This is a genomic window from Brevibacillus sp. FSL K6-2834 (genome assembly GCF_038592925.1).
Taxonomy (GTDB): domain Bacteria; phylum Bacillota; class Bacilli; order Brevibacillales; family Brevibacillaceae; genus Brevibacillus; species Brevibacillus borstelensis.
On record NZ_CP151945.1, the window covers coordinates 4351005 to 4366589 of the forward strand.

The 15585-nt window shown below is 56.5% G+C and carries 13 protein-coding genes; 8 read left to right on the forward strand and 5 right to left on the reverse strand.

Annotation, left to right across the window (positions count from 1 at the left end):
• Positions 1-4: 4 nt before the first annotated feature.
• The 4 genes from NST96_RS21325 to NST96_RS21340 form a co-directional block, all read right to left on the reverse strand.
• On the reverse strand, positions 5-922 hold the full coding sequence (locus NST96_RS21325; RefSeq protein ID WP_003389564.1) for an ABC transporter permease: 918 nt from the start codon (positions 920-922) through the stop codon (positions 5-7).
• A gap of 110 nt (positions 923-1032) precedes the next feature.
• The gene (locus NST96_RS21330; RefSeq protein ID WP_251237583.1) at positions 1033-2610 is read right to left on the reverse strand and encodes an ABC transporter substrate-binding protein; all 1578 of its coding nucleotides are present in this window, start codon (positions 2608-2610) and stop codon (positions 1033-1035) included.
• Positions 2611-2651: 41 nt separating this feature from the next.
• Complete coding sequence (locus NST96_RS21335; protein ID WP_327985913.1) at positions 2652-3854, reverse strand: amidohydrolase; 1203 nt, start codon at positions 3852-3854, stop codon at positions 2652-2654.
• 210 nt (positions 3855-4064) lie between these two features.
• Entirely contained in the window at positions 4065-5414 is a 1350-nt protein-coding gene (locus tag NST96_RS21340) for a M20/M25/M40 family metallo-hydrolase (RefSeq protein WP_003389568.1), read from the reverse strand.
• Between the two features lie 218 nt (positions 5415-5632).
• Between NST96_RS21340 and NST96_RS21345 the strand changes: the two genes are divergently transcribed.
• From NST96_RS21345 to NST96_RS21380, 8 genes are all read left to right on the forward strand, one after another.
• Positions 5633-6934, forward strand: coding sequence for an amidohydrolase (locus tag NST96_RS21345; protein ID WP_003389570.1), 1302 nt, complete (start codon positions 5633-5635; stop codon positions 6932-6934).
• A complete protein-coding gene (locus NST96_RS21350) occupies positions 6934-8238 on the forward strand; it encodes a hypothetical protein (protein WP_172920579.1) in 1305 nt (434 codons plus the stop codon). Before NST96_RS21345 ends, NST96_RS21350 begins: the two co-directional genes overlap by 1 nt.
• A gap of 24 nt (positions 8239-8262) precedes the next feature.
• Positions 8263-9387 (forward strand): M20 family metallopeptidase, encoded by a 1125-nt coding sequence (locus NST96_RS21355; protein ID WP_024983414.1) that lies wholly within the window; start codon positions 8263-8265, stop codon positions 9385-9387.
• Positions 9388-9923: 536 nt separating this feature from the next.
• Positions 9924-10598: a response regulator transcription factor gene (locus tag NST96_RS21360; protein WP_024983415.1), complete on the forward strand. Its 675-nt coding sequence runs from the start codon at positions 9924-9926 to the stop codon at positions 10596-10598.
• Entirely contained in the window at positions 10595-11959 is a 1365-nt protein-coding gene (locus NST96_RS21365; protein ID WP_003389574.1) for a HAMP domain-containing sensor histidine kinase, read from the forward strand. The genes NST96_RS21360 and NST96_RS21365 overlap by 4 nt, the downstream gene beginning before the upstream one ends.
• A gap of 64 nt (positions 11960-12023) precedes the next feature.
• Positions 12024-12947 carry an ABC transporter ATP-binding protein gene (locus NST96_RS21370; protein ID WP_024983416.1) on the forward strand — a complete coding sequence of 308 codons (924 nt, stop codon included), beginning with the start codon at positions 12024-12026 and terminating at the stop codon, positions 12945-12947.
• Entirely contained in the window at positions 12944-13657 is a 714-nt protein-coding gene (locus tag NST96_RS21375) for an ABC transporter permease (protein ID WP_003389576.1), read from the forward strand. The genes NST96_RS21370 and NST96_RS21375 overlap by 4 nt, the downstream gene beginning before the upstream one ends.
• A gap of 3 nt (positions 13658-13660) precedes the next feature.
• Positions 13661-14395, forward strand: coding sequence for an ABC transporter permease (locus NST96_RS21380; protein ID WP_172920567.1), 735 nt, complete (start codon positions 13661-13663; stop codon positions 14393-14395).
• Positions 14396-14502: 107 nt separating this feature from the next.
• Here the strand turns inward: NST96_RS21380 and NST96_RS21385 are convergent, their stop codons facing one another.
• Positions 14503-15570, reverse strand: coding sequence for a GNAT family N-acetyltransferase (locus tag NST96_RS21385; RefSeq protein ID WP_172920568.1), 1068 nt, complete (start codon positions 15568-15570; stop codon positions 14503-14505).
• Between the last annotated feature and the right edge of the window lie 15 nt (positions 15571-15585).

The window sequence follows — 15585 nt, forward strand, 5'->3', positions numbered from 1 at the left end:
CCGTTTAGTTGTACTTGATGCGCGGGTCCAACACGCGGTATAAAATGTCTGCCAGGATGTTGCTGACGATGACCAAAAAGGCGACGACAAAAACAGCGGCCTGGACGATGGCCATATCGCGGGTATTCACTGCCTGAATGATTAGCTGTCCCATTCCCGGCCAGGAAAAGATCGTCTCCGTAATCAGCGTGCCGCCGATCAGGGTAGAGGTTTGCAAAGCCATGATGGTCACTACGGGGATAAGCGAATTTCGCAGGGCGTGCTTGTACACGACAATGGTTTCGATCAGCCCCTTGCTTCTCGCTGTGCGAATGTAGTCCTGCCCCAAAATTTCCAGCATGCTGGAACGAATCAGGCGGGTCATCTCCGCAGCAATTCCCGTCCCGAGTGTAAAGGCAGGCAGGATCAAATGGTCCCATGAACCCCTTCCCGATACCGGCAAGGTCTTCCACTCGACGGCGAACAACAGGATCAGCATGATTCCCAGCCAAAAATGCGGCATTGCCTTGCCCAATACGGAAGCGCCTGAAACGAAAATGTCCAAAAAGGAATTTCGCTTGGTCGCGGACAGAATGCCCAGCGGAATCGAGATCACCGTGGCGACGATCATGGCTGCAATTGCCAGTTCAAAGGTTGCCGGCAGACGCTCCAAAACAATCGGCAGGGCGGGCATGTCATAGCGGAAAGATGTGCCGAAGTCCCCCTGCAGCATGTTGCCGAGAAAGCGGAAATACTGGATGTGCATCGGCTGATCCAACCCCAGCGCAGCGATCAGGATTTCCCGATCCTCGTCCGTCGCCGTATCGGACAGCATCAGAGACACCGGGTCTCCGGTAACGTACACCAGCACGAAGACGATGATCGAGATCAGAAAAAGCACGGGAACAATCTGCAGAATCGACTTCAACAAATACTGTCTCACGGTGTCACCTCCCGAAACATTTGCGAGTTGCTAAACAGGTTCATCAAGCTGTCGGTCATGGAACAGGAAGGGGCCTCGCCAGTGGAGACCCCATTCGCTGCACCTTTTTCTTATTTCAGTGTAATTTCATCGACGAACAGCATTTCGTCCAAACGCGGTTCAAAGTTGATGCGGTCGCTCACACCGTAGTTGGCATTCATTTGGTACAAATAAATGTGCGGGCGTTCTTCCGCGATGATTTCCTGCGCTTGTTTATACTGCTTTTCACGCTCTTCCATGTTCATGTTCTTTTCGGCGTCCGCCAGAAGCTTGTCCAGCTCCGGGTTGCTGTAATCCGACTCGCCCTTGGACCGCTCCGTAGTCAAACGGTCAAACGCCAGAGACGCGTCAAACATGGAGTTTCCGTAGGCGATCATGAACACTTCATCAAATTTTTTCGCTTTGTACTTTTCGTTGAACTTGCTCCACTCCAGCAGCTCCAGCTTGGCGTTGATTCCCACCTCGGCCAGCATCGCCTGGATCAGCTCTGCCGTTTCCTTGTCTTTCAGGTAACGGCCGCTCGTCGCATTCAGCGTCAGCTCCAGACCGTTTGGATAGCCGGCTTCCGCCAAAAGCTGCTTCGCCTTTTCCGGATCGTAGAGCGTCTTGTTGTACAGGTCGAGATTGGTGCCAAAGTTTCCCGGAGTCACGCGGGTGCGGGTCGGCACGCCTCCGCCGGCGAGGATGTTGTCGACGATCGCCTGCTTGTCGATAGCCAAATCAATAGCTTCACGCACCTTCGGATTCTCGGTGACCGTTCCCGGCGTCAGCCGCAGGGTGAGCTGCATGACGCGCTGGGTCGGTCCTTGCTTCGTGTCGGTGCCGTCGTTGTCCTTGATGCGCTGCAGATCGCTCGGCGGGATGTTTACGGCAATATCGACGCCGCCTGTCAGCAGTTCCGCGACACGGGTCGCATCTTCCGGAATGGAACGGAAAACGACCTTGTCCCATTTCGGCTTTTCGCCGAAGTACTCATCGTTTTTCACCAGCGTCAGGCGATCGTCACGCACCCATTTTTCCAGCTTGTACGGGCCTGTTCCCACCGGGTTTTTCAGGAATTCGTCCCAGCCCTTTTCCTTGATGTACTTGGATGGGAGGATGCCGGAGCCGAGCCTTGACAGACGGTTCAGCAGGACCGGTTCCGGCGCGTGGGTGATGATTTCAACCGTATGCGGGTCGATTACTTTCACTTCTTTGATTTGCTTGTAGTTTCCGTATTCCAGCAGCTTGTTGTCCGTGGCTACACGCTCCAGCGTGAACTTGACGTCCTCGGCGGTGAACTCGTCGCCGTTGTGGAATTTTACGCCCTGACGCAGCTTGAAGCGCCAGGTCGTGTCGTTTACCGTCTCCCACTCGGTTGCAAGGTCGGGCTGCACCTTTTGCTGGGCATCCTTTCGCACCAAATAATCGAACATATTGACGTGCACAGCTTCCGTCGACGTGTTGTTGTGATCGTGGATATCAAAAGTGACGATGTCGCTGCCGCTGGCAATCGTCAGCACTTTTTCTCCGTTCTGTCCAGCGGGCTGTGCCGTTTCCTTGTTCCCGGACGGTTGAGCCGGCGCGCCAGATTGGCTGCTGCAGCCGACCAGGGCCGCTGACAGAGCAAGGATCGCTGCGAGGCCAAAGCCTGCAATCCGTTTTTTCATGTCTGGTTTCCCCCTTATGGATACACTGAAGTGGCTCCCGCCTATTGCCTCAAGTAATTCAAGGCAAACGCCGACAGCATGGCGACGCCGATCGGAAGCGCGTCTTCATCGATGTCGAACAGCGGGTGATGCAGTGGATATTGAGTGCGCTTGTCTTCGTTGCCCACACCCAGGCGGAAGAATACGCCCGGCACTTGATGGGTGTAGTAGGAAAAGTCCTCTCCCCCCATGGACGGCTTCACGAGCTGGTACTTGCCCTGTCCCAGAACGTCATCGGACGTTTTGAGCAAGAGATCCACCATGCCGTCGTCATTTAAAATCGACGGGTACCCGAACTCGTAATCAAACGCATAGGTCGCTCCGAAGGCTTGGGTAACGCCGGCGATCACTTTCTCGATCCGCTCCGGCATTTGTTCCCGAAGAGCCGGATTCAGCGTGCGGACTGTTCCGAAAAGCTCTACCTCCGGGGCGATCACATTGCTCGCCGTCCCTCCCTGAATTTTGCCGATTGTAATCACGATCGGATCGAGCGGATCCACGTGGCGGCTGGCGATCTGCTGCAGCGCCGAGATGACCTCTGCAGTCACAGCGACGGAGTCGACTGCCAGATGCGGATGCGCCGCGTGTCCGCCGCGGCCGATGACCCGGATGTGGATCGTGTCTGCAGCAGCACAGCCTACGCCTCTCACAGCAGTCACTCGGCCCACAGGCACCCCCGGAAAGACGTGCAGTCCGGCCATCGCCTGAATGCCTGTCTCCCGAAGCAACCCGTCCTCGATCATGACCTGGGCGCCGCCGCCTCCCTCCTCGGCCGGCTGAAACACGAAGACGACATTTCCCTTTTCCGGCCGCTCCACTTGACTGAGGAACTGCGCTGCTCCCATCAACATGCTGGTGTGGGCGTCATGGCCGCAGGCGTGCATTTTGCCGTCTACCGTGGAGCGGTACGCGACGTCTTTCTGATCGTGTATCGGCAAGGCGTCCATATCAGCCCGCAGGCCAATCGTCGCTCCCGGCTGCTTTCCTCGCAAAATTCCGACAACGCCTGTCCTGCCAAGGCCTCGCTTTACTTCCAGCCCCAGCTTCTCCAGGTGGCTTGCGACAATATCCGAGGTGCGCTTCTCTTCAAAGCTGAGCTCGGGATTTTGATGAAAGTCCCGCCGCCACGCCACGATTTGCTCTCTCAAGACGCTTGCTTTGGCAAGAATCTCGGAGATTTGGTACAAAGCGGGTGTTTGGCCCATATGACGAACGCCTCCTTTTTCGTTACTGCGTTGTTTTCGCCTCCTGCTGCGCTTGTTGCTCTTGTGGATATGTGGTATTTCCGGTACTTCCGGTACTTCCGGTATTTCCGGTATTTCCGGTACTTCCGGTATTTCCGATACTTCCGGTATTTCCGATACATACGGCACTTCGATTTACTTTCACGCTACCTCCTTGTTCCTTGTTCCTTGCTACACTTCCTTCGCAAACTCTTCTAGAATCGCGGCGATATGCTTGATCCCCTGTATGTAGTCATCGATGCTGATATTTTCGTTTGGAGCGTGGTTGTTGGAGGCGAAGTGGCCGACGCCGACTGATACGGCGGGAATGCCGAGATGCTGGCAGAGAATGTACATCGGGCCTGTTCCCGGCGACATCGGCATGATGGTCGGTTCCATTCCGTAAATCTGCTTGGAGGTATTCACGACAGCGCGGGTCAGCGGATTGTTCAGCGGCGTACGGGCCGGATGCTCCAGCGTGAACGACTGGATCTCGATGTCCGAAAATCCGTGCTCATCCAAATGCTTGCGCAAAAGTGCGAGTATTTCGTGCGGGTCCTGATCGGGTACGAGCCGGAAATCGAGCTTTACCCTCGCCTCTGCCGGCAGGACCGTCTTGGAGCCTTGGCCGATATAGCCGGAGACGATGCCGCAAACGGTACAAGTAGGCTGGAAGATCAGCTTTTCCTTGAGCGGAATTCCTTTCAGGTCCAGCAGGAAGGACTTCAGCCCCAGCTTTTCCAGCGTGTCTTCCTCGTTGTAAATCATTTGCTCCAGCATGAGCTGGTCGTCATCGCTCAGACTCGCAACCTTGTCATAAAAGCCTTCGATGCGGATACGCTCATCCGGTCCCTTCAGCGTGTTCAAGGCCCAGAGCAGGCGCCAGGCGGGGTTTTCGATTATCGCCGCATTGGCGGAGTGCAGGTCGGTGTTGGCTCCCCGGCAAATCAGCTCCACATAGCACATCCCTTTTACCCCGAGGCTGATCTGCGGCCGTCCGTCAGCGTTTTTATAGCCAAACTCCCAGACGCAACCGTCGGCTCCGATCCGGTCCGCGTACTTTTCCACGAATTCCTCCAGATGCACGCTGCCGATCTCTTCCTCGCCCTCGACGATGAACTTGACTCCTACAGGCAGCTTGCCCCGTACCTGGAGGCAAGCGTGGACGGCAGCCAGGCGGGCCATCAGATTGCCCTTGTTGTCCGCCACTCCCCGCGCATACATGTACCCATCCCGGATTTCCGCGCCAAAAGGCGGTGAATGCCATAAATCGAGCGGATCTTCCGGCTGGACATCGTAATGGTTGTAAAAGGACAAAATCCGTTCGCTCTCGCCCTTGAATTGTCCAAAGACGACCGGATAGCCGGACGTTTCCAATTGCTCCGCCTCTCCGCCGATCTCGCGGACGAAACGTTCCACCATATCAGCGGTTTCCTTCATGCCGCGGTTTTGCGCCGCCACGCTCGGTTGCTTGCAGATGTCTTGCAGCCAGCCAATGTAAGTCTCCCGGTTTTGTTCGATGTAGGAAAAGACGTCCTGCACCTATCTCTCCTCCTTCTTTTTGGAAATATTCCTTTAAGATTCCTTAATTAAAAACTATAGGGTCGGTTCAGCTTTGTGTCAACTAAAAATATTCTAAATTGTTCTAATAAAATAAAATTTACTGGAAGGATTTTCATTTCCAGCAGAGAAATTCATTTGAATTAAGGAGTAATTCCTAAATTATTCCTAAAATAGCACGCCGCAAAAAGGAGACGCATATGGTTGAAGGTGTAAACAGACTGGTAGAAGAGTTATTTCCCACACTCTTGAGCTGGCGCCGCGACTTTCACAAGTACGCTGAATCGGGCTGGGTGGAGTTCCGCACGGCCAGCATTGTTGCCGACCGCTTGTCCGGTTGGGGCTATGAAGTAAAAGCCGGCCCGGAGGTCATCCATCCAGAGGGAAGAATGGGCGTGCCTGACGAGTCATTTCTGGCTCAGCAGGAGCAGCGTGCCCGAGAGCAAGGAGCCATCGCCAAATGGCTTCCGCATTTTTCCGGGGGGTTCACCGGAGTCGTCGGCATTCTCGACACAGGCCGCCCCGGGCCCACGGTCGCTTTTCGCGTCGATATGGACGCGCTGGACCTGCAGGAATCGGATGCGCCCGATCACATTCCTGCGGCAGAAGGCTTCGCTTCGGTCAACCCTGTCATGATGCACGCCTGCGGTCATGATGCCCACACGACCATCGGGCTGGGGCTGGCCTATGTTCTCAGTCAGCTAAAGGATGAGCTTCGAGGCAAAATCAAGCTGATCTTCCAGCCGGCGGAAGAAGGCGTCCGGGGAGCCAAATCGATGGTGGATGCAGGCGTTGTCGACGATGTCGACCGCTTTTTTGCCTGCCATATCGGCATCGGTGTGCCGCTCGGCGAGGTAGCCTGCGGAACCAGCGGCTACCTGGCTACGACGAAGGTTGATGTCACCTATACCGGAGTGGCATCGCATGCCGGAGGCCATCCCGAAGACGGGAAAAACGCCCTGCTCGCTGCCGCCTCTGCCGTCCTGAACCTTCACTCGATCGCGAGGCACAGCGGCGGCAACTCACGTGTCAACGTGGGCGTCCTGCATGCCGGCAGCGGCCGCAACATCATTCCCCATCACGCCTCCTTCAAGCTGGAAACGCGCGGAGAGACGAGCGAGGTAAATGAATATACGCTCGCCCGCGCGATGGAGATCATCGAGGGTGCTGCCGCGATGTACGGAGTCGAGTCGAATGTCCGGATCGTAGGGAAGGCAAACCAATGTGCCCCCAGTCCGGAGCTGCTTCCGTTTATCCGCAGCCAGGCCGAAAAAGTAGCCGAGGTTGTATCTGTAGTAGATCAGTTCCAGACATCCGGTTCGGAGGACGCCACCTACATGATGGAACGAGTCCAGGCAAAAGGCGGTCTCGCTTCCTATCTGGCATTCGGAACGACGCTGGCTGCCGGCCATCACAACGAGCGCTTCGACATCGACGAGAAGGTTTTGCCCATCGCCGTGAAAACGCTTGCGCTTTGCGCCCTGTGCGCCCATGAGTCATGATGAGCCGAGTCGGGGTTGTCGGCCCCCGGGATTCCGTCCGACTCATCTGCGAAGTCGGTGAAGAGTACAAGGACCGCATGCAATTCATTCCTTATGTCTATCAAAATGCCGCAGAAGCGAGCGGAATCGTCCATGCTGCGGCTGACTCGGTCGATATTTGGCTGTTTTCGGGCCAGGCCCCTTACGCGATCGCCAAAGAGCAGATCCGCAAGCAAAAGGCGTTCTTTCCCCAGCTCCAGGGCTCGAGTCTGACGAGAGTCTTGCTTGAGCTGGTGTACCGGGACCATCGACGTCTGGAGCGCGTCAGCTTTGATACCATTTCAGCAGAGGCGTTCCGGGAAATGTGCGCCGATCTCGGCCTTCCCTGTGACCAGTTGCATCTGCTCTCCTATTCCGGCTTCATGCCTTCCATGGAGCTGATCGCCTTTCATACGGGACTTTATTCCCAAGGAAAGGTCGACGCCTGCGCTACCTGCATCAGCTCTGTCTATGATGAATTAAAGGCAAGGGAAATCCCTGTGTACCGGATCACTCACGACCGGGTGGCGATCCGCACGATGCTGGACATGGCCAGCCAGGAAGGAGAAGCGCTGCACTTCAAAAAGTCGCAAATCGCCGTTCAAATGGTGGTGGTCGACGGCCTGGACAAGCTGATCGGCGAGAACAAAGGAATTTACGAGGTTCATCGCCTGGAGCTGAAGCTGCAGGAAACCATTCTCGATTACGTCGAAGCGCAGGCGGGTGCCGTCGTGCCTCTGGGGAACGGAAAGCATCTGGTCTTCTCTACCCGGGGCTCGTTTGAAGACAACCGGACATTTCCCCCGTCTGCCCTGATGGAGCGAATCTGGCTCATCGCCGATCTGCCTACGCACATCGGTGTCGGCTTCGGCGCCACTGCTCTTGCCGCGGAAAAAAATGCCCAGCTCGCGCTGCTCCACGCCAAACAGACAGGTGTCTCCAACGCGATCCTCGTCAATGACGAGGGAGTGATGGAAGGCCCCCTCTACACCCCGGACAGCATCACTTATCAATACCGGACGGAGAACAAGGAAATGAACCAGCTGCTGCGCAAGGCCGGCGTCACGATCACGACCTACAACAAGCTCCTCTCCGTACAAAAAAATTTGGGCCAGAATTGCATCAGTGCCGTTGAGGCGGCGGAATGGCTGGGGATGACGCAGCGCAATGCCCGCCGCATTTTAAGCGATCTGGAGAAAAACGGCCTCGCCGAGCTTACCGGAGAAGAAGCGCCGGCCAGCCGCGGACGGCCGCGAAAAGTGTACCGGCTGATCGCGCCTAGCTAAACAAACCTAAAGGAGGAGAATGTCATGCCATCCATCCAGTCCTATCTGAAAGAGCGAGAACACTTGATTTTATCCGATCTGGAGCGAGTCGTCCGGGCAGAGTCGCCCACGCACGACAAAGCGGCGGTAGACCGCTGCGGCGAGGTTTTCCAGGAGCTGTTCCGCCAGCATCTGGGGCTGTCCGCCGAGGTCATCCCGATGGAGAAAACCGGCAATCATTTACGTTATCAATACGGCGACGGGAGCGAGCAAATCCTCATCATGGGCCATATCGATACGGTCTGGGACATCGGCAGGCTCAGGTACCGGCTGGAGGGCAACAAGGCGTACGGCCCCGGCATCTTTGACATGAAGGGCGGCATCATTCAAGCTCTCTGGGCCCTGAAGGCTTGCAAGGATCTGGGCATAGCCCTGAACAAGAAGGTCGTCTTTCTGCTGACCAGCGACGAAGAGACCGGCAGCGACACCTCCCGCTCGCTGATCGAGGAAGAAGCCGCAAGAAGCGCTGCGGCACTTGTGCCCGAGCCTGCCGTCGCGGTCTCGGGCGCACTGAAGACAGCGCGAAAAGGCGTCGGTCAGTTTACGATGACGATTACAGGCAAAGCCGCCCACGCCGGAAACCATCACGGGGACGGCATCAGTGCGGTTGAGGAAATGGCTCATCAGATTTTGAACCTGCACGCCCTTACGGACTACGCCAAAGGCACAACCGTCAATGTCGGGATCGCCTCAGGGGGCAGCCGGTCCAACGTCGTCGCCGAACAAGCGCGGCTGGACATCGATGTCCGCATTTCCAGCATGGCAGAGGCAGAGCGGGTGCAGGCAGCCATCAACGGGGCCAAGCCAAAACTGCCGGGAATCAAGCTGGAAACAGACGGCGGACTGAACCGTCCTCCGATGGAGCGGACGGTACAAACGGCCCGCTTGTTCGCGCTTGCCAATCAATGTGCAGATGAGCTTGGCTTCACCCTGACAGAAGCTTCCGTAGGCGGAGGCAGCGACGGCAATTTTACTGCGGCTCTCGGCATTCCGACACTGGATGGATTGGGCGCGGTCGGTGACGGCCCCCACGCCGAGTACGAGCATGTCGTCATTGACCACCTTGCGCAAAGAAGCGCCCTGCTAGCACTGCTGCTCACGAAAATCTAGAGGCAGCACTGCCGATAGAAACGGAAACGGCTGACGGGACCCATCCTCGTCGGCCTTCTCCTTGCTACTCGTCCTTTGCTGTGCAACTGCCTTCTTTGTCTTCCAAAGCCCTTCCCCTTGTTCTCGGCATTTCATCCGCTCCCCTGGACGTTTTCACAGGCTACACCCCCTATTCCGAAACAAATTTGCGTCAAACAATCCGCTTTCCGGTATGAAAGCAAATCGCTGCCGCGTTTCAGGCCTGCCCCTTCTACTAGCTGAACCGTACTTGCTATGATAGAAGTTGGGCAATCTCGCAAAACTCCCGCTGCCTGTACATGAAGGAAGCGCCGACTGGTAGGCAGGGACGGTTTGTATACGGCGCAACCATGCGTACGAGAGATATGACGTCCGTCTGTTTTTTTGGTACTTTTTAAAAGAATGCAACAGCATCTTAGGACGAACGAAAGGAGCGATCCTAACGTCGTCAGATAACATGCCTCAAGGAAATGAAATGAGAAACCGCAAACGGATAAAGGACGGGGGAAGCTACTATGCTGAACAAACGCATTTTATATATCGAAGACGATGCCGACATCGGTGCCTGGGTCAAAGAAGATTTGTCCAGAAGGGGATATGCGGTCAACTGGTTGACGTCGGGGGACCGTGCGGCGCAATACGCCGAAGCTGCCGATCTGGTTATTCTTGACGTGATGCTGCCCGGCCTGGACGGCTTTACCGTCGGACAGCGACTGAAGAAGACAGCGCCGCACCTCCCGATCCTGATGCTTTCGGCTCGCACGGCGGTAGACGACAAGCTGCAAGGGCTGCAGTTCGCCGACGATTACTTGACGAAGCCGTTTCACCCCGACGAGTTGGCAGCACGAGTCGAGGTGCTGCTGCGGCGCTACGGTTCGGCGGCTTCGCAAGCTCTGCAGCTCGGTCATATCACGGTCGATATCGGCGGGAACCTCATCATTGACAGTCGTTCGGGCGAGGAGATCGCACTGACCGGGAAGCAATTGCAGATTTTTATGTACCTTTTGAAGCATGCAAACCGAATTTTGACCAAGGAGCAAATCTATGAGGCGGTCTGGGGCGAACCGTACATCGAAGGAGACAAAACGCTGAACGTGCACATCCGACACCTCCGCGAAAAAATCGAGCTCGATCCGAGCGTTCCGGTCCTGATCGAGACGATTCGAGGCATCGGCTACCGGGTGAAGCTATGAAATTCCGCAATTCGCTGCTGTTTAAATACTTGCTGATTGTTTTGCTGGCGATACTGCTTCTGCCGATACTGTTTCCGCTGCTGTCAATTGCGCTAAATACGGTGCTTTTGGGCGATGACGAGCCGAACATGTATCGAAACGGGGTCTGGCTGGAGCAGATGTGGCATCAGGAAGCCAGGCAGCTTGCCGGTGCCGATGACGAAGCGATCAGCCGGAGACTGACCGAGCTGAAGGAAAAATACGAGCAGGCTTCCGTGTTCTGGGTCGATGCGCAGGGAAAGACGCGGCTTGCGCTTCCAAAGGACTTGGGAATCCCCGATCAGTGGACACCGTCCTATACGATTCAGTTCATGAAGGAGCACTACGATGCCGATCCATTCACGACGGTGGCCTTTATCGGAAACAGTCGGGACAAAGGCTTTATGGTTTTTCAGGTCGACCGTTCCGTGATCCAGACGAGCAGCGAGCAGCTCTCGGAAAAACGGGACCATCTCTTTATCGTCGTCGCTCTGGTCATTCTCTGCCTGTTTTTGTTCATTTCCTGGATCTTTATCTATCGGCTGCGCAAACGGTTGCTCGGATTGGAGGTAGCAATGACGTCTCCGACCGAAAACGGGATTCCGAAGTCGATCGAGGTGAACAATCCGGACGAAATCGGGAGGCTGGAGCAGGCGTTCAACGCGATGATCAGGCAGCTTGAGCTCGGCCGGAAACGGGAGCAGGAAGAAGAGCAGCTGCGGCGACAGCTCATCGCCAACCTGTCGCACGATTTGCGTACGCCGCTGACATCCATCCGAAGCCATGCCTACAGTCTCAAACAAGAAAACCTCAGTGAGCAAGGGATGCAATCAGTCGAGCTGATCGACCACAAGATCGGTTATTTGGCTGAGCTGATCGACAACCTGCTCTCCTATACGCTGCTGTCAGCCGGCAAATACCCGTATCGTCCGGAGCCAACCGACATGGTCCGGCTGCTGCGGACGATATTGGCTCATTGGTACCCCGCCTTTGAAAGAAAGGGCTTTACCGTGGAGCTGGAGCTTCCGGAATCGGCTGTCGTATGCCGGGTCGACCCGATGTGGATCGAACGCATTCTGGACAATCTCCTGCAAAATGTACTCCGGCATGCACGGACCGGCCGCTATCTTTCCGTCAGGCTCGAGCCGGAGGGCGGACAGGCAGCCATTCGCCTTGAGGACCGGGGGCCTGGCATGAACGGCAAGTCGCTGAACCAGGGAGCCGGGATCGGCCTGACGATCGTGCAGCTGATGCTGAAAGAAATGCAGCTCAAGTGGGAGGTCAAAAGCGACTGTGGTGGAACTCGAATGGCCATTGCCGGCTTGCGCTTAAACGAAATTTAACCTTCGCTCTCCCCTGGATTTAACCTCGCACCGCTACAATCCGGTATTGAGGTGATGAACTGTCATGAGCGAAGCCGTAATCGAAACCAATCAATTGACAAAGAAGCTGGGAAATAAAATGGCCGTCGATCGGCTGGACCTGCGGATCGGCCAAGGTGAAATCTACGGCTTTCTCGGGCCGAACGGCGCGGGAAAGACAACGACGATCCGGATGCTGCTCGGCCTGATCCGGCCGACTCGCGGCACCGTGCGGATCTTCGGACGCGATCTGCAAAAGGACAGGCTGTCGGTGCTGCGGCGCGTCGGATCGCTGGTCGAATATCCGTCCTACTACGGACACCTGACGGCCTATGAAAATTTGGAGGCGGTACGCTGCATCCTGGATGTGCCGCGATCCCGGATCGACGAGGTGTTGTCGGTCGTGCGGCTTACGAAGGAAGCGAAGCGGCCGGTCAAGGGCTTTTCCCTCGGGATGAAGCAGCGGCTCGGCATCGCGACGGCGCTGCTTGGCTCGCCGGAGCTGCTCATTTTGGATGAGCCGACGAATGGCCTGGACCCCTCCGGCATTTTGGAGATGCGCGAATTGATCAAGAGCATGCCGAAGCAGCTTGGCATGACCGTTCTGGTATCAAGCCACCTATTGTCCGAGGTAGAGCAGATGGCCACGCAGGTCGGCATTATCGCCCAGGGCAAGCTGATTTTTCAGGATTCGATCGAAGCGCTCAGGCAGCACTCGGGCTCCCGTATCCGAATAAGCGTCGATCAAGGCGAGGCCGCATGGAAGATGCTGCTTGCCAGTGGAATCCAGGCGGAATGGGAGCTGACCGATGCAAATCGGCTGCTGCTGCCTCACGAATCCGACGAGCAGCTGGCCCGGCTGGTCAAACTTCTTGTGCACAACGATATTTCCGTGTATCGGGTGGAAGAGGAGAAGCGTTCTCTGGAAGACATGTTCCTCGAGCTGACCGGTGGAGGCGACAGCTTATGATGCGGGGAGTGATGGCATCCGAATGGCTCAAAATCCGCCGCAAAGGGATCTGGCTTCTGATCGCGCTCGGCCCGCTCGGCGTTGTGGGGTTGCAGGCACTAAATTTTTTCCTCCGGTACGATTACTTGACCAAGCGGTATGCCGACGATCTGTGGGGGGCGGTTATCGGAAACGTGCACCAGCTTTCGGTGCCGACCCTGCTGATGGGGATTGCGATTGTCGCCTCCATGATTGCGGGCATCGAGCACCAGACGAACGCCTGGAAACAGACATTGGCCTTGCCCGTATCGAAGTGGTGCGTCTTTGCCTGCAAGTTCACCCTGCTCTGCACGCTTCTGGTGTGCGCCTGCACATTGCTGGCAGCCGGCACAGTGGTTCTCGGCATCGCCCTCGGATACGGCACCGATATTCCGCTTGTCACGCTGCTGGTCAAGTCGTATTTGCCATTCCTTGCGGCGATGCCCTTTGCCGCACTGCAAACCTGGCTTTCGATCACGATCAAAAATCAGGCGATTCCACTCACGACAGGCGTTCTTTTCTCTGTCCTCTGCCTGTTCGGGACAGCGGTGGGTGATTGGGTTCCGCTGAAATGGCTCTACCTTGAAAATCAGTGGAACGAACCCTTCTATTCGGCTGGACCGGGCCTGCTCCTGGGGCTGGTCATTTACGTTATCGGTCTCATCCATTTCATCCGAAAGGACGTGAGTTAGGCCATGTGGAGGTTTTTCCGATCTGAGCTGCTGAAATTGCGGAAATCGCCGATCTGGCTGCTGGTATTCGTCAGTCCTGCATTGTCCACGATCTTTGGATTGGGGATGCGAATCACTCCAGAGATGGAAGAGATGGCATGGGGAATGACGTACACTATGATGGCGGCCCCTCACGGCCTGTTGTTTCTGCCGCTGCTGACCGGGGTACTGTCTGCGTTCGTCTGCCGCTACGAGCATGTCGGCGGCGGATGGAAGCAGATGCTTGCGCTGCCCGTTTCCCGCGGTACCGTCTATGTGGTGAAATTCGTTTGGGTGATAGGGTTGCTGCTCTTGACCCAATGCCTTCTGCTCGCAGGATTGCTGGCGGTCGGAACGGTCAAGGGTTACTCGGCAGCTGTTCCCTGGGATATTCTTGTCAGCAGCCTCGTCGGGGGGTGGGTGGCTTGCATGCCGCTGGCTGCGCTGCAGCTCGCCGTCTCCGTGGCCTGGTCAAGCTTCGCTGCACCGATGGCGGTAAGCGCCATCTTCACGCTGCCGAACATCCTGCTGGTCAACTCCGAGAAATATGGCCCGTGGTACCCGTGGGCGCAGCCAATGATTGCCATGCTCTCGGGGGCGCAACAAGCCGAACCTGGGGTGTTGGGCGTGCCGCCAGAAACGCTGTTCATCGTCATTTTGGGCAGCTTCATCGCGTTTTTCCTGTCCGGATTCGTTTATTTTCAGCGTAAAATGATCTGAGTACCGTGCCGCAGAAAAAAGAAGCTGCCTCAACCGTTGTTGAGGCAGCTTTGCTGCAGCTTGGCTTCCTTGCAGAGTCTTGGGTGGAAGTGTCCCCTTGATTTCTTTTACCCCACGTTCAAGATTTTGGAGTAGCTGCGATACCCCTTCCACACCTCAAAGCCCAGCTTTCTGTAAAAGTCCACCAGGTCGGTCCAGTCGATGCAAATCCGCTCGATGCCCCGCTGCCGAAGGAAGTATATCCCCGCCTCGACAACCGCCCGCCCGTATCCGAACTTTCGCTCCTGCGGATCAATGCCGAGCGGGCCGATCCCGCCCAGTTCGTCGGCAAAGAGCGGAGCCCAGTACACATTTTGGGCGATAATGGGCGAACGGGCATCATTGATCCGGCAAAAGCCGATGATCGCCCCGTTTTTCTCCGCGAGGACAAATTCCCGTCCGGTGCCTCCTTTTTCGAAATAGCAGAGCGCTTCGTATTCCCACCGTCCGGGAAAGCATCTGTTGAAAAAGGCCATCAGCGCGTCGCGGTCCTCGGGCTTGCCTTCCCGAAACGTGACTTCCGCAAAGGTGGGCAGCTCGGTGCCGAACGCAGGCCGTTCTTTGCCGGACACAGACTGCTCGACGCCGGATGCTGGCCGTTCCTTGCCTGTCGCAGGCTGCCCGACGCCGGATGCTGACCGGTTACCCGCTGTTTCCTCCGGCGAGGAGATCAAATCAAACAGCTGCTTCCCGGCGATGTACCCCCGTTTCTCTGCCCAGCGCATCGTCTCCTGTTCCTCGTCGGGAACACCTGGGAAATAGTGCCACCAATCGCTCCCCAGGCTGATTTTCTCGACGTTCTGCTGAAAGAGCGCACTCTCCGCCCGCTTCAGCAGCTCTGCGCCAATCCCCTGCCTGCGGCAAGCCCGGTCCACCAGGAGAGCCTGTATCCAGCCCGAGCCTTTTCCCCATGTGACAGGATCTGCTTCGCTCCATTTCTTGGCGATCACGACGCCGACCAGCCGCTGGTTTTCCTTCTCTACGGCAACCCATGAGCCCTCCGGCAGCAGATGCGGATCATCCAGGCTGTTCTGCCGAAGCAGCTCGGGTCTCATCGGAAAACGGTCGCCGCACTGCTCATTCCAAAGCTGACATACGGCGTCCAGCCATTTTGACGACCACGGATGATATTCCATATTGCTCCTCCGTTC